This is a genomic window from Burkholderia crassaminum, assembly GCF_964265005.1.
Taxonomy (GTDB): Bacteria; Pseudomonadota; Gammaproteobacteria; order Burkholderiales; family Burkholderiaceae; genus Burkholderia.
The window spans coordinates 2,622,242-2,640,532 of sequence record NZ_OZ183799.1 but is presented as its reverse complement, the minus strand read 5'-3'; the positions used below and the strand labels follow the sequence as shown (position 1 = coordinate 2,640,532).

13 protein-coding genes, 2 tRNA genes and 3 rRNA genes are annotated in these 18,291 nt (G+C 60.1%); 12 read left to right on the top strand and 6 right to left on the bottom strand.

All coding sequences use genetic code 11. The annotated features are described in order from the left end of the window. Positions 1-139: 139 nt before the first annotated feature. The 3 genes from ACPTTF_RS12175 to ACPTTF_RS12165 all read right to left on the bottom strand — a co-directional run bounded on the left by ACPTTF_RS12175 (position 140) and on the right by ACPTTF_RS12165 (position 3,154). A complete protein-coding gene (locus tag ACPTTF_RS12175; protein WP_423371306.1) occupies positions 140-814 on the bottom strand; it encodes an energy-coupling factor ABC transporter permease in 675 nt (224 codons plus the stop codon). Positions 815-889: 75 nt separating this feature from the next. Then, the gene (locus ACPTTF_RS12170) at positions 890-1,726 is read right to left on the bottom strand and encodes a LuxR C-terminal-related transcriptional regulator (RefSeq protein WP_166961347.1); all 837 of its coding nucleotides are present in this window, start codon (positions 1,724-1,726) and stop codon (positions 890-892) included. A gap of 210 nt (positions 1,727-1,936) precedes the next feature. Continuing rightward, positions 1,937-3,154, bottom strand: a complete 1,218-nt coding sequence (locus ACPTTF_RS12165; RefSeq protein WP_166960588.1) for a DUF2863 family protein — start codon at positions 3,152-3,154, stop codon at positions 1,937-1,939. Between the two features lie 567 nt (positions 3,155-3,721). Between ACPTTF_RS12165 and ACPTTF_RS12160 the strand changes: the two genes are divergently transcribed. The 8 genes from ACPTTF_RS12160 (at position 3,722) to ACPTTF_RS12125 (ending at position 10,552) form a co-directional block, all read left to right on the top strand. Beyond that, positions 3,722-5,254, top strand: a 16S ribosomal RNA gene (locus ACPTTF_RS12160). Between the two features lie 62 nt (positions 5,255-5,316). Beyond that, positions 5,317-5,393, top strand: a tRNA-Ile gene (locus ACPTTF_RS12155). Between the two features lie 87 nt (positions 5,394-5,480). Further along, a tRNA-Ala gene (locus ACPTTF_RS12150) sits at positions 5,481-5,556 on the top strand. A 345-nt stretch (positions 5,557-5,901) separates the two neighbouring features. Then, positions 5,902-8,783: ribosomal RNA gene (locus tag ACPTTF_RS12145) — 23S ribosomal RNA — on the top strand. 154 nt (positions 8,784-8,937) lie between these two features. Beyond that, a 5S ribosomal RNA gene (gene rrf, locus ACPTTF_RS12140) occupies positions 8,938-9,050 on the top strand. The 16S, 23S and 5S rRNA genes sit together here with 2 tRNA genes alongside, the layout of an rRNA operon. 251 nt (positions 9,051-9,301) lie before the next feature. Beyond that, positions 9,302-9,706: a Cu(I)-responsive transcriptional regulator gene (gene cueR / locus ACPTTF_RS12135; RefSeq protein WP_041493104.1), complete on the top strand. Its 405-nt coding sequence runs from the start codon at positions 9,302-9,304 to the stop codon at positions 9,704-9,706. A gap of 216 nt (positions 9,707-9,922) precedes the next feature. Beyond that, positions 9,923-10,069: a DUF3563 family protein gene (locus tag ACPTTF_RS12130; RefSeq protein WP_006478295.1), complete on the top strand. Its 147-nt coding sequence runs from the start codon at positions 9,923-9,925 to the stop codon at positions 10,067-10,069. A 114-nt stretch (positions 10,070-10,183) separates the two neighbouring features. After that, positions 10,184-10,552: a hypothetical protein gene (locus ACPTTF_RS12125; RefSeq protein ID WP_208102085.1), complete on the top strand. Its 369-nt coding sequence runs from the start codon at positions 10,184-10,186 to the stop codon at positions 10,550-10,552. Between the two features lie 15 nt (positions 10,553-10,567). Here the strand turns inward: ACPTTF_RS12125 and ACPTTF_RS12120 are convergent, their stop codons facing one another. Both ACPTTF_RS12120 and ACPTTF_RS12115 read right to left on the bottom strand, forming a co-directional pair. Next, on the bottom strand, positions 10,568-11,413 hold the full coding sequence (locus ACPTTF_RS12120; protein WP_423371305.1) for a 23S rRNA (adenine(2030)-N(6))-methyltransferase RlmJ: 846 nt from the start codon (positions 11,411-11,413) through the stop codon (positions 10,568-10,570). Positions 11,414-11,525: 112 nt separating this feature from the next. Then, positions 11,526-12,497: a potassium channel beta subunit family protein gene (locus ACPTTF_RS12115; RefSeq protein WP_423371304.1), complete on the bottom strand. Its 972-nt coding sequence runs from the start codon at positions 12,495-12,497 to the stop codon at positions 11,526-11,528. Between the two features lie 163 nt (positions 12,498-12,660). On the opposite strand from ACPTTF_RS12115, the gene ACPTTF_RS12110 reads away from it, so the two are divergent. Continuing rightward, complete coding sequence (locus ACPTTF_RS12110) at positions 12,661-13,449, top strand: 3-hydroxybutyrate dehydrogenase (protein ID WP_423371303.1); 789 nt, start codon at positions 12,661-12,663, stop codon at positions 13,447-13,449. A gap of 125 nt (positions 13,450-13,574) precedes the next feature. Here ACPTTF_RS12110 and ACPTTF_RS12105 read toward each other — a convergent pair whose 3' ends face one another. Further along, the gene (locus ACPTTF_RS12105) at positions 13,575-14,774 is read right to left on the bottom strand and encodes an amino acid aminotransferase (RefSeq protein ID WP_423371302.1); all 1,200 of its coding nucleotides are present in this window, start codon (positions 14,772-14,774) and stop codon (positions 13,575-13,577) included. Between the two features lie 263 nt (positions 14,775-15,037). Here ACPTTF_RS12105 and uvrB point away from each other — a divergent pair, with 263 nt between their 5' ends. From uvrB to ACPTTF_RS12090, 3 genes are all read left to right on the top strand, one after another. Next, positions 15,038-17,128 carry an excinuclease ABC subunit UvrB gene (gene uvrB, locus ACPTTF_RS12100; protein WP_423371301.1) on the top strand — a complete coding sequence of 697 codons (2,091 nt, stop codon included), beginning with the start codon at positions 15,038-15,040 and terminating at the stop codon, positions 17,126-17,128. Between the two features lie 220 nt (positions 17,129-17,348). After that, positions 17,349-17,900 (top strand): iron transporter, encoded by a 552-nt coding sequence (locus tag ACPTTF_RS12095; RefSeq protein ID WP_011352665.1) that lies wholly within the window; start codon positions 17,349-17,351, stop codon positions 17,898-17,900. A 55-nt stretch (positions 17,901-17,955) separates the two neighbouring features. Next, the gene (locus ACPTTF_RS12090; protein WP_021163416.1) at positions 17,956-18,288 is read left to right on the top strand and encodes a cupredoxin domain-containing protein; all 333 of its coding nucleotides are present in this window, start codon (positions 17,956-17,958) and stop codon (positions 18,286-18,288) included. Positions 18,289-18,291 lie beyond the last annotated feature (3 nt).

The following is an 18,291-nucleotide window of genomic DNA, read 5'->3' as shown; positions in this document are numbered from 1 at the left end:
CGGGCACGTATAGATGCCCGATGAAGAACCGGAGTTCAATCTTAGCGTAAAAAAGTTGTGCGGCAGTAGATGTCGCATTCTGCCGCACCGCGCGAGATGCTGCCGGAACGGGATGACGGCGCCGCCGCCAGAGGGCAATTCAGGCGCGCGGGCCGCCGAGGCGATAGCGCCGGACGTCGAAGGTCGTGACCCAGGCGGGGCGATAGACGGCGATGAGTGCCGTCGCCATGCCGGTGAACCACGCTTCGCCGAGTGCGAGCAGCGCAGTGTTCAGCAGATAGCCGGCCGGAATCACGACAGGCACGCCGTCCGCGAGCGCGAGCTGGACCCCGGCCGCGGCGGCGGCGACCGCGATGATCGCGACGGCCGGCGACAGGAATCCCTGGCCGGTGATGAACGACGCGAGATTGTGCGGCAACCATGCGAGTGCGGCGCGCTGCAGCAATGCCGACACGGCGACCGGCAGCGCGCCGTAGATCAGATAGGTCAGGCCAATGCCCTGCCAAGGCGCGTCGAAGATGATCGCGGCAACCGCCGTGATGGCGCCCATCGCGATCAGTGCGAGTGTCCAGTCGAACAGGGTGACGAGCAGCGTCGCGCCAAGCAGATGCATGACGATGCCATCTTCGAGCCACGCATTCGAGGCCCAGAGGACCGCAATGGCGGTGACGAGCGCGAGCCACACGTGCTGGAGCGTGGCGTCTTGCAGGCGAACGAAGGGACGATTCCAGATCGCGAGCGCGAGCAGGGCCACGGCGGCGATCCAGCCACCGATGCCAACCCAGAGCGGAAGCGGTGTGAAAAGAAAACCCATGCGTTCATATTACTCGTTGAGCATCAAAGGTGGGAATCCGCACACGCCGACCGTCGCAATATCGAGACTGTTGGGCTAGCGTTCGCGCCGGAACCGCGCGGGCGGCTCGGCGGCGATCGGCAGCTCCTGCGCGCTGTCGGTCGAGGCCGGCAACGGGTATGGGCGATCATTCCGTTGCGTACGCAGCGGAACCGGGCCGTGTTCGCCGATGGGCGGCTTGCGCGTGCGGTTGCGGTTCGCCAGCAGCACCTCGAGGTGGGGCGACAGCCAGCCGTTGTAGATCGCGACCGCGGCGGCGCGGTTGGCGGCACCGAGCTGCTGGAAGATGCTGGCGAGGTGGATCTTGACGGTGCCTTCGCTGATGCCGAGCGTACGGGCGATCATCTTGTTGGTGCTGCCCATGTGGACGAAGCGCATGATTTGCGCTTGTCGCGGCGACAAGAGGCCGCTCGGCGGCCGGCGGGGAAGCGACCCGGCGAGTGTCTGGAAATGGGCATCGTAACGCGCCGCAGCAGCGGACGGCAGCAGACGGAGCGCGATCGGTGGGATGTAGTGCCCGCCCAGCAGCACGATCTCGAGCGCACGCACGATCAGGTGCGGCCGCGTGGAATGCGGGATCACGCCGGCGACACCATAGTTGAAGAAGCGCTGGATGGCCTCCGGCGACGTTTCGTCGACCAGGACGGCGACGGGTGTCGGCGAGCACGCACTGCAGAGCGCCTGAAGTTCGCTGAGTCGGCCGACGTCGAGCCAGTCGATCGCGACGAGGTCGAAACGCTGGTTGCGCAGCAGCCTGCGCGCCTGGAAACTGTCGGACGCATCATTGATGCTGGCGTGACGGTCGATCTGTCGCAACAGGGCCTTCAGTCCGTCACGCCGCTCGGCGTCTGAATTGAGCATCAGGAACCGCATATTCAACCTCCGTAATGTGAGCCATTGATCTGCCGTCTGGCATGCCTTGGGTCTGATGATGACAAAGACCTTACACGATGTCTGCTTGGCTGAAAGGCTTAGGAAAAGTATGAAATTTCGGACGGCGGGATGGCGGACAAGAAAAAAGCCGCTCCGGCGGGAACCGTGAGCGGCTTCGGATGAGCAGGCCGTCAACGCCTGCTGTGCGGGTCAGTGGAAGTGCGGCTGAGCGGGTGACGCGTCTTCCGGCATTTCCGCGTGGACGATTTCGCCGAGCGGATCTGCGTAGAGCGGTACGCCGCAGTCATCACAGTATTCAGGTTCGAAGCGGCCCGCGTGCCGCCGGACGTCGGTTACGCCGCATTCCTTCAGCAGGCTCACGATTTCCTCGAGCGGCCCGTCGATCGGTGCTTCGCCTTCGAGCGTCGCGCTGTCGATCGACACGTCGCCGTTTTCACGACCGTAGAGCGGCCATACGACGCCGTAGATTACGTCGTTGCTGGCACGCCGCGTGAAGCCGACACGATACTCGTCGATACGGCGTTCGCCGAAGCCGGCGACCACCGCGCGCAGCTCTTGCGGTGCCGCACCAAGTGTGTCGAAAAGATAACGAATGGCGGTTCTCACCGTGTGCGGACGCACGCGTTCGTCCGCATCCCGGCAGGCCGAATAGTACGCGTCCGGAAGCAGGCATTCGAACTCGCAGCCGGGCAGGGCGATCGACAGGTTCGGGCCGCCCTGGGCCGTCCATTGCTCGAGGCACTGGCCACGTTCGATCCGGCTGCCGTTTTCTTCCTCCTGCCAGCGGAACAGCGCTGCGCCGGCGGGCGCGGCGACGACGGCGAGCAGGAAGCGCGGGTCGGCCAGGATCGGCGAGGTTTCAGGCAGGTCGCCGAAGCTGAGCTTGGGGGTGTGCTGGGTGATCGCTGCATGCGCGAGTTGCTGGGCCAGCCGGTAGGTCTCGACGTGATGTCGCGGCAACTGGTCGATGCTGTAGAGGAACGGGGCAAGCCCGACGAGGGTGCCGTTCGCAAGGACGTGAGCCTGCAGGTGCGTTCGCAGCGCGTCGGCAACGTCACCCTTGAGCGGGCCCGACGGAATCATGTAGCGCGTCCATGCGAGAACCGGGATGGCGACCAGCAGCGCGTCGAACGGTTGCCCGTCGTGCTCGATCACCATCGACTCGCTGTGCGTCTCGGCCATGTCGGCGAGCGCACCATAGGCGTCAGGATGATTCTGCTGAAGATGGTCGAGCGCTGCGTCGAGCGTGGTCTGGTTGCCGTTGCGGACAATCTTGGCGAGCAGCGCGTCGAGCTTCGCTTCCCAGAAGCGATCCTCGATGCGGCTGCCCGAGGCGAAGAGCGCAAGCGACAGACCGACAAGTTTGTCGGCATCGGGGGGGAGGCGTTTGGCGATTCGCTGGCGCATATTAAAGACGTATATAGAAAGAGGCGAAGAACCTCATATTCTAGTCCGTTCTTTGCACCATAAGCGGTCTCGTGCCGAGGCATGGCAGACCGGCCGAATTGCGGCTTTTGTAAAAAAGTTGCTTCAAACCCCTTGCGCAGTTCGAAGAGCGTGCCTACAATCACGCCTCTTTCGCGCTAACGGAAACGCGGCGCGGAAGAGGGAAGCAGGGTTGGCGGTGTGCTGCAGTCTGGAGCGCGCAACTGGCCTGGAAGTTGAACCCCGCAGTCGCAACGATGGTGTAAAAAAGTTGTTGACGAGCTGCGAAACACGGTTCATAATCTCGCTTCTCTGCTGCTGAAAACGCAGCGCTGCTGAGAAACACGAAGTTCCTCGCAGAAATGTTCTTTAAAAATTAACAGCCGATAAGTGTGGGCGCTTGATGGCAGCGAGCTGATCTTCGGATCAGATAGCGAAAGTATCAAGAGTCTCACACTAAAGTAAGTCAGGTTTATGAAGTGATTCATATTCCTGTCAGCTTTGAGTGAGCGACCGGTTCTTAACTGAACCGAAAACAGTAACAGGTTTAAACTGAAGAGTTTGATCCTGGCTCAGATTGAACGCTGGCGGCATGCCTTACACATGCAAGTCGAACGGCAGCACGGGTGCTTGCACCTGGTGGCGAGTGGCGAACGGGTGAGTAATACATCGGAACATGTCCTGTAGTGGGGGATAGCCCGGCGAAAGCCGGATTAATACCGCATACGATCTACGGATGAAAGCGGGGGACCTTCGGGCCTCGCGCTATAGGGTTGGCCGATGGCTGATTAGCTAGTTGGTGGGGTAAAGGCCTACCAAGGCGACGATCAGTAGCTGGTCTGAGAGGACGACCAGCCACACTGGGACTGAGACACGGCCCAGACTCCTACGGGAGGCAGCAGTGGGGAATTTTGGACAATGGGCGAAAGCCTGATCCAGCAATGCCGCGTGTGTGAAGAAGGCCTTCGGGTTGTAAAGCACTTTTGTCCGGAAAGAAATCCTTGGCTCTAATACAGCCGGGGGATGACGGTACCGGAAGAATAAGCACCGGCTAACTACGTGCCAGCAGCCGCGGTAATACGTAGGGTGCGAGCGTTAATCGGAATTACTGGGCGTAAAGCGTGCGCAGGCGGTTTGCTAAGACCGATGTGAAATCCCCGGGCTCAACCTGGGAACTGCATTGGTGACTGGCAGGCTAGAGTATGGCAGAGGGGGGTAGAATTCCACGTGTAGCAGTGAAATGCGTAGAGATGTGGAGGAATACCGATGGCGAAGGCAGCCCCCTGGGCCAATACTGACGCTCATGCACGAAAGCGTGGGGAGCAAACAGGATTAGATACCCTGGTAGTCCACGCCCTAAACGATGTCAACTAGTTGTTGGGGATTCATTTCCTTAGTAACGTAGCTAACGCGTGAAGTTGACCGCCTGGGGAGTACGGTCGCAAGATTAAAACTCAAAGGAATTGACGGGGACCCGCACAAGCGGTGGATGATGTGGATTAATTCGATGCAACGCGAAAAACCTTACCTACCCTTGACATGGTCGGAATCCTGCTGAGAGGTGGGAGTGCTCGAAAGAGAACCGGCGCACAGGTGCTGCATGGCTGTCGTCAGCTCGTGTCGTGAGATGTTGGGTTAAGTCCCGCAACGAGCGCAACCCTTGTCCTTAGTTGCTACGCAAGAGCACTCTAAGGAGACTGCCGGTGACAAACCGGAGGAAGGTGGGGATGACGTCAAGTCCTCATGGCCCTTATGGGTAGGGCTTCACACGTCATACAATGGTCGGAACAGAGGGTTGCCAACCCGCGAGGGGGAGCTAATCCCAGAAAACCGATCGTAGTCCGGATTGCACTCTGCAACTCGAGTGCATGAAGCTGGAATCGCTAGTAATCGCGGATCAGCATGCCGCGGTGAATACGTTCCCGGGTCTTGTACACACCGCCCGTCACACCATGGGAGTGGGTTTTACCAGAAGTGGCTAGTCTAACCGCAAGGAGGACGGTCACCACGGTAGGATTCATGACTGGGGTGAAGTCGTAACAAGGTAGCCGTATCGGAAGGTGCGGCTGGATCACCTCCTTTCCAGAGCTTCTCGCAAAATTGAGCGCTCACGCTTATCGGCTGTAAATTAAAGACAGACTCAGGGGTCTGTAGCTCAGTCGGTTAGAGCACCGTCTTGATAAGGCGGGGGTCGTTGGTTCGAATCCAACCAGACCCACCATTGTCTGACGTGTCGGTGATCGTTAGCGCTTTAGCGCTTACGAGTACCTCAAGCCGACCGGCTAACACCTGAGGATATTCTGTACATGGGGGCATAGCTCAGCTGGGAGAGCACCTGCTTTGCAAGCAGGGGGTCGTCGGTTCGATCCCGTCTGCCTCCACCAATCACCAACGCTAAGGGCTTGGTTCATACGATGAACCGAGAATTTTGCATTGGCGATTGAGCCAGTCAGAGTGATATGAGTAACACCATATCGGCTGTCGTTCTTTAACAATCTGGAAGAAGTAAGTAATTTGGATAGCGGAAGCGTCTTGAGATGGACGTGAAAACTATCCGGGTTGTGATTGTATCGATGTATCTCAAGATGATTCGAACTCTATGTTTGACTCAATTGGAATACGGCACAACGCGAGAACTCAACCTGTAGCGACTGTCGTCCCCTCGGGGATGGGGTCCTCGTAAGCGCTAAAGCGCTAACGATGACCGACATGAGACAGACTCGTTATAGGGTCAAGCGAACAAGTGCATGTGGTGGATGCCTTGGCGATCACAGGCGATGAAGGACGCGGTAGCCTGCGAAAAGCTACGGGGAGCTGGCAAACAAGCTTTGATCCGTAGATGTCCGAATGGGGAAACCCACTCCTTTTGGAGTATCCATGGCTGAATACATAGGCCATGCGAAGCGAACGCGGTGAACTGAAACATCTAAGTAACCGCAGGAAAAGAAATCAACCGAGATTCCCAAAGTAGTGGCGAGCGAAATGGGATGAGCCTTGTACTCTTTATTTGTATTGTTAGCCGAACGCTCTGGAAAGTGCGGCCATAGCGGGTGATAGCCCCGTAGGCGAAAACAGTATGAAAGAACTAAGTGTACGACAAGTAGGGCGGGACACGTGAAATCCTGTCTGAAGATGGGGGGACCATCCTCCAAGGCTAAATACTCGTGATCGACCGATAGTGAACCAGTACCGTGAGGGAAAGGCGAAAAGAACCCCGGGAGGGGAGTGAAATAGATCCTGAAACCGCATGCATACAAACAGTCGGAGCCTCGTAAGGGGTGACGGCGTACCTTTTGTATAATGGGTCAGCGACTTACGTTCAGTAGCAAGCTTAACCGTATAGGGCAGGCGTAGCGAAAGCGAGTCCGAATAGGGCGTTCAGTTGCTGGGCGTAGACCCGAAACCAAGTGATCTATCCATGGCCAGGATGAAGGTGCGGTAACACGTACTGGAGGTCCGAACCCACTAACGTTGAAAAGTTAGGGGATGAGCTGTGGATAGGGGTGAAAGGCTAAACAAACTTGGAAATAGCTGGTTCTCTCCGAAAACTATTTAGGTAGTGCCTCGTGTCTCACCTTCGGGGGTAGAGCACTGTCATGGTTGGGGGGTCTATTGCAGATTACCCCGCCATAGCAAACTCCGAATACCGAAGAGTGCAATCACGGGAGACAGACATCGGGTGCTAACGTCCGGTGTCAAGAGGGAAACAACCCAGACCGCCAGCTAAGGTCCCCAAATATAGCTAAGTGGGAAACGAAGTGGGAAGGCTAAAACAGTCAGGAGGTTGGCTTAGAAGCAGCCACCCTTTAAAGAAAGCGTAATAGCTCACTGATCGAGTCGTCCTGCGCGGAAGATGTAACGGGGCTAAGCTATATACCGAAGCTGCGGATGCGTGCTTTGCACGCATGGTAGGAGAGCGTTCTGTAAGCCTGCGAAGGTGTCTCGGAAGGGATGCTGGAGGTATCAGAAGTGCGAATGCTGACATGAGTAGCGATAAAGGGGGTGAAAGGCCCCCTCGCCGTAAGCCCAAGGTTTCCTACGCAACGTTCATCGGCGTAGGGTGAGTCGGCCCCTAAGGCGAGGCAGAAATGCGTAGCTGATGGGAAGCAGGTCAATATTCCTGCACCATTGTTAGATGCGATGGGGGGACGGATCGCGGAAGGTTGTCCGGGTGTTGGAAGTCCCGGTCGCTGCATTGGAGAAGGCACTTAGGCAAATCCGGGTGCGTAATTCAAGGGTGTGGCGCGAGCTCCTTAGGGAGCGAAGCAATTGGAAGTGGTTCCAAGAAAAGCCTCTAAGCTTCAGTCTAACGATGACCGTACCGCAAACCGACACAGGTGGGCGAGATGAGTATTCTAAGGCGCTTGAGAGAACTCGGGAGAAGGAACTCGGCAAATTGGTACCGTAACTTCGGGATAAGGTACGCCCTTGTAGCTTGATGCCCCTGCGGGCAAAGGGTGAAGGGGTTGCAATAAACTGGTGGCTGCGACTGTTTAATAAAAACACAGCACTCTGCAAACACGAAAGTGGACGTATAGGGTGTGACGCCTGCCCGGTGCCGGAAGATTAAATGATGGGGTGCAAGCTCTTGATTGAAGTCCCGGTAAACGGCGGCCGTAACTATAACGGTCCTAAGGTAGCGAAATTCCTTGTCGGGTAAGTTCCGACCTGCACGAATGGCGTAACGATGGCCACACTGTCTCCTCCCGAGACTCAGCGAAGTTGAAGTGTTTGTGATGATGCAATCTACCCGCGGCTAGACGGAAAGACCCCATGAACCTTTACTGTAGCTTTGCATTGGACTTTGAACCGATCTGTGTAGGATAGGTGGGAGGCTATGAAACCGGAACGCTAGTTTCGGTGGAGCCGTCCTTGAAATACCACCCTGGTTTGTTTGAGGTTCTAACCTTGGCCCGTGATCCGGGTCGGGGACAGTGCATGGTAGGCAGTTTGACTGGGGCGGTCTCCTCCCAAAGCGTAACGGAGGAGTACGAAGGTACGCTAGGTACGGTCGGAAATCGTGCTGATAGTGCAATGGCATAAGCGTGCTTAACTGCGAGACCGACAAGTCGAGCAGGTGCGAAAGCAGGTCATAGTGATCCGGTGGTTCTGTATGGAAGGGCCATCGCTCAACGGATAAAAGGTACTCTGGGGATAACAGGCTGATACCGCCCAAGAGTTCATATCGACGGCGGTGTTTGGCACCTCGATGTCGGCTCATCTCATCCTGGGGCTGTAGCCGGTCCCAAGGGTATGGCTGTTCGCCATTTAAAGAGGTACGTGAGCTGGGTTTAAAACGTCGTGAGACAGTTTGGTCCCTATCTGCCGTGGGCGTTGGATATTTGAAGGGGGCTGCTCCTAGTACGAGAGGACCGGAGTGGACGAACCTCTGGTGTACCGGTTGTCACGCCAGTGGCATCGCCGGGTAGCTATGTTCGGAAGAGATAACCGCTGAAAGCATCTAAGCGGGAAACTCGCCTTAAGATGAGATATCCCTGGGGACTAGATCCCCTTGAAGGGTCGTTCGAGACCAGGACGTTGATAGGTCAGGTGTGTAAGCGCAGTAATGCGTTCAGCTAACTGATACTAATTGCCCGTAAGGCTTGATCCTATAACAAGTCTGCCTTGTAGATCGGCGCCGTGCGACAGCACCGGCCGCAAGATCCAGAGCGACAAGTTGGATTCTCGTGTGTGATACACACAACCTAAATTACTGCTTCTTCCAAGATTGGTTGTGCTGCGAAGCAGCGCAACAACCCTCTTTGCCTGATGACCATAGCGAGTCGGTCCCACCCCTTCCCATCCCGAACAGGACCGTGAAACGACTCTACGCCGATGATAGTGCGGATTCCCGTGTGAAAGTAGGTAATCGTCAGGCTCCCTAAGCCAAGAACCCCCGCCCGAAAGGCGGGGGTTTTTGCATTTCGGCGGCAGAAATGCATGTGCCTTGGGGGAAAGCGCTCCACTCATCACGTCTCCCTGGCTCGCACGCCAGATCACTCACTTGCCATCCCGCAGTCAATCCTTCCCCGAAACGAAACCACGCGATTTGATACGATCGAAGTGCCGTCGGCGATTGCACTCGTCGACGCTCATGTTCGAAACCAGGGCTTGATGGAGAGGGCAGGAATGAATATCGGCGACGCGTCGCGCGAATCCGGAGTCAGCGCAAAAATGATCCGGTACTACGAACAGGTTGGCCTGCTTGCGCCGAGCAAACGTACCGACGCCGGCTACCGGATCTACGGCGCGGACGAAATCCATATCCTGCGCTTCATCCGTCAGGCGCGACGCCTTGGCTTTCTCGTCGAGGACATCCGCAAACTGCTGATGCTCTGGCAGGATCGTTCCCGCGCGAGCGCGGAAGTGAAGTCGATTGCACTCGAGCACGTGGCCGAACTCGACAAGCGGATCGCGGAGCTGAGCGACATGCGTGACACACTGGCCGATCTCGCTGCGCACTGTCATGGTGACGGGCGGCCCGAATGCCCGATTTTGGCGCGTCTGTCCGACCCCGTCGGCGAACCAAATTAGTGCGCATCCTCGGGGTCCGAAATGGGCCTCGATTTGATTCCCATAAAAATCAATGGGTTGCGCGGGATTTGCGGCCAGCTATTCCGAATTGGAATGGCTTCCATGCAAGTATTTCACTGGCATCTTGGTGCGCCATCGCTATAATTCGGGATAACCCTATACGGGAAATCCCTGAATCTCGATTCGCCAGGGGTCCCCCCTTCCTTGGAGAATGTCATGATCGCCTACATCGTCGAAAAGCTGAGCAACTGGTTCGAATCCGCAGAACGTGAACGCCGTGAGGCTTACCTCGCCACGTCGTCGGACATCGTCCAGCTCGAAAGCCGTATTCGCTCGCTCGAAACCAACGGCTACTCGCTGTAATCGGAGTCACCGTCAGGTGCCATGTGGCACCGAACGATAAGCAAGCCCCGTATTGACGGGGCTTTGTTTTTTTGTGCGCCGGATCTGGCGCAATCGTCAGTGCAGCGCTATGGTATGGACCTGCTTTTCATCCTGAAGGACACGATCATGCGTTTGCGTCTCGATGTGCGTCGCAGTGCCCGCGCGCGTCTCGTTCTTGGCGCGGTGGTGCTTGTCCATGGACTCGCGGCCGCTGCCGCGACATCGTCCAAGCCGTTGATTCTCGATACGCAACGCGGCATCCAGGATGGCAAGGGCGGGTTGGTGCTGCAGACGGCACCGTTGTCTTCCGAGCCGATCGTCGAGCCGGCAGGCATGCGGGCTCCGGCCGGGCAGGCGCCGAACACGTCGGTTCCGCTGTTCGTCGCGCCGTATATCAATGTCCCCGCGTGGGGTGGACAGCCAGCCAACCAGCCAAGGCTCGCACCCAGACCGCAGCCGTAACGCGCGGCCGCCCGGTCAGTTTCCGCGGTGCTCGATCTGGCAGCGGGCGCCGCTATCCTGTCCCAGCATCTCGACCAGATAGGGCAGTGCCTCGTTCATGCTCTGGGCGAGCGTATACGGCGGATTCAGAATGAACATCCCGCTGCCGTAGAGACCCAGTCCGTCAGTCGGCGGATTCGACACCGTCAGTGTCAGGTGCAGCCAGTTGTTCGGTTGCAGGCGCTTCAACTGCTCGGGAAAACGCTGCGATTCCGTCCGGGTCACCTGCGGGTACCAGACCGCATAGCAGCCCGTCGCGAAACGCTTCAGGCACTCCGTCACGCAAGTCACCGTGCGCGCGTAATCCTTCTTGTCCTCGTAGGACGGGTCGATCAGTACGAGTGCGCGTCGCGGTGGCGGCGGCAGCAGCGCCTTGACGCCTTCGAAGCCGTCTCCGGCAAAGATCATCGCGCGTCGCCCCGCATCGCGGAAATTGTGGCGCAGCACGTCGATTTCCGTCGTGTGCATTTCGAACAGTCGCATGCGGTCCTGCTCGCGCATCGATCGCCATGCGATGTACGGGGAGCCAGGGTAGAAGCGCAGTTCACCGTCGTCGTTCAGTGCGCGGACTTCATCCACATAGTCGCCCAGGGCTTCCGGCAGGTTCTTTTCGTTCCATAGCCGGGCGATGCCGGTGTCGAATTCTGACGTCTTTGCTGCGTAGCCGTCGCGCAGTGAATACACGCCGGCACCTGCATGCGTATCGATGTACCAGTACGACTTGTCTTTCTTGTTCAGGTAGCGCAGCAGCTGGACGACGACGGCGTGCTTGAGCACGTCCGCGTGGTTGCCTGCGTGAAAACCGTGACGATAACTGAGCATGGCGGGCTGCCTGAAACGAAAGGTGAATCGATGAAAGCGGTCGATCGTGCGCGGCCGTCAGGCCGGGCGCCGATGCGGGCCGCGTATTGTACGCGAGTGGCCGAGCATCGCCTTATTCATACGCATCGCCGACCACCTCCTCGATACGTTGCTTCACGTCCGGTGTCAGCTTCGCGGCAACGTCGAGCGCGCGCATGTTGTCGCCGATCTGCTCGATCCGCGACGCGCCGGTGATGACCGAGCTCACATGCGGATTCGCGAGCACCCACGCGATCGCGAGCTGGCCGGTGCTGCAGCCGAGCTCTGCGGCAATTTTGCCGAGCCGTTCGACGATGTCGTTGGCGGCCTGATCGGTCAGGCGGTCGCGCATCCAGTCGTAACCCTGTAACTGCGCGCGGCTGCCGGGCGGTACGCCGTTACGGTATTTGCCGGTGAGCAGGCCCGATGCCAGCGGGCTCCAGGTCGTGAGGCCAAGACCGTAGTCGTCGTAGAGCCGCGCATATTCCCGTTCGACCCGCGTGCGGTGGAACAGGTTGTACTGCGGCTGCTCGACGACCGGCTTGTGCAGGTGATGCCGTTCGGCGATCTCGCATGCGGCACGGATCTCGTCGGCGCTCCATTCCGACGTGCCCCAGTACAGCGCCTTGCCGCGCACGATCATGTCGCTCATTGCCCAGACGGTTTCCTCGATCGGCGTGTCCGGATCAGGGCGATGGCAATAGACGAGGTCGACATAGTCGAGCTGCAGCCGGCGCAGTGAGCCGTCGATGGCGTTCAGCAGGTATTTCCGGTTTAGCGTGTGATACTGGTTAGGCGCTTCGGCGAGCCCCCAGAAGAACTTCGTGGACACGATATAGCTGATGCGCGGCCAGTCGAGCGACTTGAGCGCGTGGCCCATGATTTCCTCGGATTTGCCGCCGGCGTAGACCTCGGCGTTGTCGAAGAAATTGACGCCTGCGTCGCGTGCCGCGGCAAGGCATTCGCGCGCGACCCGCTGGTCGACCTGGTTGCCGTACGTCACCCACGAACCGAGCGAAAGCTCGCTGATCTGCAGGCCGGAGCGGCCTAGCCGTCGATAGTGCATGCGAATCTCCTGCGTGACAGAACCGACCTTAAGCTTAGACGTTTTGCGCGCGAGCGGCGGGGCCGATCGTGCACAATGACGGCTGGCCCGCGGTACGATCGCGCGACGGTAGCGGATGCGGCGGGCGCTTGTTTTATCGATCCGACAACGGGAGGAGACGGACATGGCAGCAGATCTGAATGGCAAGACCGCAGTCGTCACGGGCGCTGCGAGCGGCATCGGCAAGGAAATCGCACTCGAGCTCGCGAAGGCGGGCGCGGCGGTCGCGATCGCCGACCTGAACCAGGACGGCGCGAACGCCGTTGCCGACGAGATCGTCAAGGCGGGTGGCAAGGCGATCGGCGTCGCGATGGACGTGACGAACGAGGAAGCCGTGAACAGCGGCATCGACAAGGTGGCCGAAACGTTCGGCTCGGTCGACATCCTCGTGTCGAACGCGGGCATCCAGATCGTCAACCCGATCGAGAACTACTCGTTCTCCGACTGGAAGAAGATGCAGGCGATCCACGTCGACGGCGCTTTCCTGACGACCAAGGCCGCGCTCAAGCACATGTACAAGGACGATCGCGGCGGTGTGGTGATCTACATGGGTTCGGTGCATTCGCACGAAGCGTCGCCGCTGAAGTCGGCATACGTGACGGCCAAGCACGGGCTGCTCGGCCTGGCGCGCGTGCTGGCGAAGGAAGGCGCGAAGCACAACGTGCGCTCGCACGTCGTGTGTCCGGGCTTCGTACGCACGCCGCTGGTGGACAAGCAGATTCCGGAGCAGGCGAAGGAGCTCGGGATCAGCGAAGACGAAGTCGTGAAGAAGGTAATGCTCGGCAACACGGTCGACGGCGTGTTCACGACCGTTCAGGACGTCGCGCAGACGGTGCTGTTCCTGTCGGCATTCCCGAGCGCGGCGCTCACGGGCCAGTCGTTTGTCGTCAGCCACGGCTGGTTCATGCAGTGATGCGGGTGTAGCCGCCATAGTCGCGCACCGACGGTCGGCATAAAAAAACGCGCTCCGGGGAGCGCGTTTTTCATTTCGGCAGGGTGGGGCGCAGCTGATGACGGCTGCCGCCCGCTCACGCCGCGTTACTTCAGGACGGCTGCGACTGCATTGGCGACCGCGTCGAGGTTGCGCGTGTTCAGCGCGGCGACGCAGATCCGGCCCGTGCCGACCGCGTAGATGCCGAACTCGTCGCGCAGGCGATCGACTTGCGCCGAGGTCAGGCCCGAATACGAGAACATCCCGCGCTGCGCGTTGATGAAGCTGAAGTCGCGATCGACGCCGCTTGCCTTCAGGCGCTCGACGAGACCGTTGCGCATCGCGCGGATGCGATCGCGCATTTCACCGAGTTCCTGCACCCACGAAGCGTGCAGTTCCGGCGATGCGAGCACCGCTGCGACCACGGCGCCGCCATGGGTCGGCGGGTTCGAGTAGTTCGTGCGGATCACGCGCTTCAGTTGCGACAGCACGCGCGTCGCTTCTTCCTTGCTCGACGTGATGATCGACAGTGCGCCGACGCGCTCGCCGTACAGCGAGAACGACTTCGAGAACGACGACGACACGAATGCGTTCAGGTCGGCCGAGGCAAACAGGCGCACGGCGGCGGCATCGGCCTCGATGTTCTCGCCGAAGCCTTGGTAGGCCATGTCGAGGAACGGCACGAGGTTGCGCGACTTCACGACGTCGACGACCTGTTGCCATTGCGCTTCGGTCAGGTCCACGCCCGTCGGGTTGTGGCAGCACGCGTGCAGCACGACGACCGTGCCTGCCGCGTAGCCGTTCAGTGCCGACAGCATGCCTTCGAAGTTCACGCCGTTGGTGGCAGCGTCGTAGTACGGGTACGCAACGACTTCGAAGCCGGCCGCTTCGAACAGCGCGCGGTGGTTTTCCCAGCTCGGATCGCTGATCGCGACCTTCACGTTCGGGTTCACGGTGCGCAGGAAATCGGCGCCGATCTTCAGCGCGCCCGTGCCGCCCAGTGCCTGGGCCGTGACCACACGGCCCGCTGCGATCAGCGGCGAATCGTTGCCGAGCAGCAGCTTTTGCACGGACGCATCGTAGGCGGCGATGCCGTCGATCGGCAGGTAGCCGCGCGGCAGGCCGGCCTCGACACGCACCTTCTCGGCTTCGCGAACCGCGCGCAGCAGCGGAATCTTGCCTTCTTCGTTCGTGTACACACCGACGCCGAGGTTGACCTTGGTCGGACGCGCATCGGCGTTGAAGGCTTCGTTCAGGCCCAGGATCGGGTCGCGGGGAGCAAGCTGGACAGCGGAGAAGAGCGACATGATGATTCGGCAGTTGTGAAAAGAGGGTCAGGCTTTCAACGGGCGGGGCGGGCGCGGCGGACCGCGCGCTGGCAGGCACGACGCCGGAAAGCGCAGCAGCCTGATATTGTAGCGAATTCGCGCTGGCGAGGGCGGCGTTTCGGCGGCGAAATTCGGCCGGGAATCGCGATTCCCGGCGGCCGGCGCGCGTCAGGAGCCGACAGCAGTCCGCCCGGCCGCGAAGCGCTAGAATGGCTCTTTTGCCCTCGCTCCGGCCGCATTCCATGTCCGAACATCATGCCGAAACCGGCGACGCGCTCGACGAATCGAAATTCGTGACCTTCGAAGGGTCGCCGTTCCAGCTGTACCAACCGTATTTGCCCGCAGGCGATCAGCCGACCGCGATCGACACGCTCGTCGAAGGGGTCGAGGACGGTCTCTCGTTCCAGACGCTGCTCGGCGTAACGGGCTCGGGCAAGACCTTCACGATGGCCAATACGATCGCGCGGCTCGGCCGCCCGGCGATCGTGTTCGCGCCGAACAAGACGCTTGCCGCGCAACTCTACTCGGAATTCCGGGAGTTCTTCCCGCGCAACGCGGTCGAGTATTTTGTCTCGTACTACGACTATTACCAGCCTGAAGCCTACGTGCCGCAGCGCGACCTGTTCATCGAAAAGGACTCGTCGATCAACGAGCACATCGAGCAGATGCGGCTGTCGGCGACGAAGAGCCTGATGGAGCGCCGCGACGTCGTGATCGTCGCGACGGTGTCGGCGATCTACGGTATCGGCAACCCGTCCGAATACCACCAGATGATCCTGACGTTGCGCGCCGGCGACAAGCTGGGGCAGCGCGACGTGATCGCGCGGCTGATTGCGATGCAGTACACGCGCAACGATCAGGACTTCCAGCGCGGCACGTTCCGCGTGCGCGGCGACACGATCGACATCTTCCCGGCCGAGCACGCTGAGCTGGCCGTGCGCGTCGAGCTGTTCGACGACGAGGTCGAGACGCTGCAACTGTTCGACCCGCTGACCGGCCGCGTGCGGCAGAAGATTCCGCGCTTCACCGTCTATCCGTCGTCGCACTACGTGACGCCGCGCGATACCGTGATGCGCGCGGTCGAGACGATCAAGGACGAGCTGCGCGAGCGGCTCGAGTATTTTCACAGCGACGGCAAGCTCGTCGAGGCGCAGCGCCTCGAGCAGCGTACGCGCTTCGATCTCGAGATGCTGCAGGAGCTCGGCTTCTGCAAGGGCATCGAGAACTACTCGCGGCATTTCTCGGGGGCGGAGCCCGGCGATCCTCCGCCGACGCTCGTCGACTACCTGCCGCCCGATGCGCTGATGCTGCTCGACGAATCGCACGTGCTGATCGGCCAGTTGAACGGCATGTACAACGGCGACCGCGCGCGCAAGGAAAACCTCGTCAACTACGGGTTTCGGCTGCCGTCGGCGCTGGACAACCGGCCGCTCAAGTTCCCCGAGTTCGAGCGCAAGATGCGCCAGGTCGTGTTCGTGTCGGCCACGCCGGCCGACTACGAGAAGCGCGTGACGGGGCAGATCGCCGAACAGGTCGTGCGACCGACCGGGCTCGTCGATCCGGAAATCGAAGTGCGCCCGGCAAGCTCGCAGGTCGACGACGTGCTGGCCGAGATCAACGCGCGCGTGAAGGCCGAGGAGCGCGTGCTGATCACCGTGCTGACGAAGCGCATGGCCGAGCAGCTCACCGAGTTTCTGGCCGATCACGGGGTCAAGGTGCGTTACCTGCACAGCGACATCGACACGGTCGAGCGCGTCGAAATCATTCGCGACCTGCGGCTCGGCACGTTCGACGTGCTGGTCGGGATCAACCTGCTGCGGGAAGGGCTCGACATTCCCGAGGTGTCGCTCGTCGCGATCCTCGACGCGGACAAGGAGGGCTTCCTGCGTGCGGAGCGCTCGCTGATCCAGACGATCGGCCGTGCCGCGCGGAACGTGAACGGCAAGGCGATCCTCTACGCGGACAACATGACCGAGTCGATGAAGCGCGCGATCGGCGAGACCGAGCGGCGCCGTGCGAAGCAGATCGCGTACAACGAGGAAATGGGCATCACGCCGCGCGGTGTCGTGAAGCGCATCAAGGACATCATCGACGGCGTCTACAACGCGGACGAGGCACGCGCCGAGCTGAAGGAAGCCCAGCAGCGTGCGAAATTCGAGGACATGTCGGAAAAGCAACTCGCCAAGGAAATCAAGCGCCTCGAGAAGCAGATGGCCGACTACGCGAAGAACCTCGAGTTCGAGAAGGCCGCCGCGACCCGCGACCAACTTGCGCTGCTGCGTGAGCGCGTATTCGGCGCGAACGTCGGCGATCACGTCAACGGCGGCCGGTAAATCTCTCCAAGCGTCACGGAAACCTCACGGTAACGAGCCTGTAAGCCTTGTCGGATCAGGGGTTTACACGGCTCCCCGTTTGTTCGGAAACAGGTTCGGTGCTAAACTTCGCAATTATTGAGAATTGTTCGCATTAACGTTATTCGTCGCGTTAGTGTTTTCAGCGGGCAGGCCTGACGGCCGGTCCGCATGGTTCCAGATCAAATAACAAGGAGTGTCCATGTTGGGTTCTTCGTTCATCCGCACGACGGTTGCGGTAGCGGCGGCGCTTGCCGCGATGTCGGCCTCGGCTGCCGAATATCCGATCGGCAAGCAGCAGATCCAGGGCGGCATGGAAATCGGCGCGGTGTACCTGCAGCCGATCACGATGGACCCGGAAGGGATGATGCGCAAGGCGTCGGATTCCGACATCCACCTCGAGGCCGACATCCATGCGGTCAAGAACAACCCGACGGGTTTCGCGGAAGGCGACTGGATGCCGTACCTGCAGGTCACGTACAAGCTGACGAAGCAGGGCGACGCGAAGTGGAAGGCTGAAGGCGACCTGATGGGCATGGTCGCGAGCGACGGTCCGCACTACGGCGACAACGTGAAGCTGAACGGCCCGGGCAAGTACCACCTGACGATGGTCGTCAAGCCGCCGATGCAGACGGGCCACATGGCGTTCGGTCGTCACATCGACAAGGAAACGGGCGTGGGCGCATGGTTCAAGCCCGTTACCCTCGAGTACGACTTCCCGTTCGCCGGTATCGGCAAGAAGGGCGGTTACTGATCGGTAGCATCACGGACGGCGCGCTTCGGCGCGCCGTCGGCGTAGAGAACCCAGAATGAAAATTCCCCAGAAAATCGTTGCCGCAGCCGCTGCGCTGTGGCTTGCCGGCGCAGCGTACGCTGCCGATCTGCCGACGTTCAAGCTCGAAATGGCGGACGGCAAGCTGACTCCCGCCCGCATCGAAGTGCCGGCCGGCCAGCGTTTCAAGATCGAGATCAAGAACACCGGCAAGGGTGCCGCCGAATTCGAGAGCGTGCAACTGCGCAAGGAGAAGGTGCTCGCGCCGGGTGCCGATTCGTTCGTGGTCGTCGCGCCGCTGTCGCCGGGCGAATACAAGTTTTTCGACGATTTCCACCAGCAGGCGCAGGGCGTGATCGTCGCGAAGTAACGC

Coding starts and splice junctions, on each gene's coding strand:
- ACPTTF_RS12175 (WP_423371306.1), bottom strand. CDS start 814: ATGGGTTTTCTTTTCACACCGCTTCCGCTCTGGGTTGGCATCGGTGGC.
- ACPTTF_RS12170 (WP_166961347.1), bottom strand. CDS start 1,726: ATGCGGTTCCTGATGCTCAATTCAGACGCCGAGCGGCGTGACGGACTG.
- ACPTTF_RS12165 (WP_166960588.1), bottom strand. CDS start 3,154: ATGCGCCAGCGAATCGCCAAACGCCTCCCCCCCGATGCCGACAAACTT.
- cueR (WP_041493104.1), top strand. CDS start 9,302: ATGAATATCGGCGACGCGTCGCGCGAATCCGGAGTCAGCGCAAAAATG.
- ACPTTF_RS12130 (WP_006478295.1), top strand. CDS start 9,923: ATGATCGCCTACATCGTCGAAAAGCTGAGCAACTGGTTCGAATCCGCA.
- ACPTTF_RS12125 (WP_208102085.1), top strand. CDS start 10,184: ATGGACCTGCTTTTCATCCTGAAGGACACGATCATGCGTTTGCGTCTC.
- ACPTTF_RS12120 (WP_423371305.1), bottom strand. CDS start 11,413: ATGCTCAGTTATCGTCACGGTTTTCACGCAGGCAACCACGCGGACGTG.
- ACPTTF_RS12115 (WP_423371304.1), bottom strand. CDS start 12,497: ATGCACTATCGACGGCTAGGCCGCTCCGGCCTGCAGATCAGCGAGCTT.
- ACPTTF_RS12110 (WP_423371303.1), top strand. CDS start 12,661: ATGGCAGCAGATCTGAATGGCAAGACCGCAGTCGTCACGGGCGCTGCG.
- ACPTTF_RS12105 (WP_423371302.1), bottom strand. CDS start 14,774: ATGTCGCTCTTCTCCGCTGTCCAGCTTGCTCCCCGCGACCCGATCCTG.
- uvrB (WP_423371301.1), top strand. CDS start 15,038: ATGTCCGAACATCATGCCGAAACCGGCGACGCGCTCGACGAATCGAAA.
- ACPTTF_RS12095 (WP_011352665.1), top strand. CDS start 17,349: ATGTTGGGTTCTTCGTTCATCCGCACGACGGTTGCGGTAGCGGCGGCG.
- ACPTTF_RS12090 (WP_021163416.1), top strand. CDS start 17,956: ATGAAAATTCCCCAGAAAATCGTTGCCGCAGCCGCTGCGCTGTGGCTT.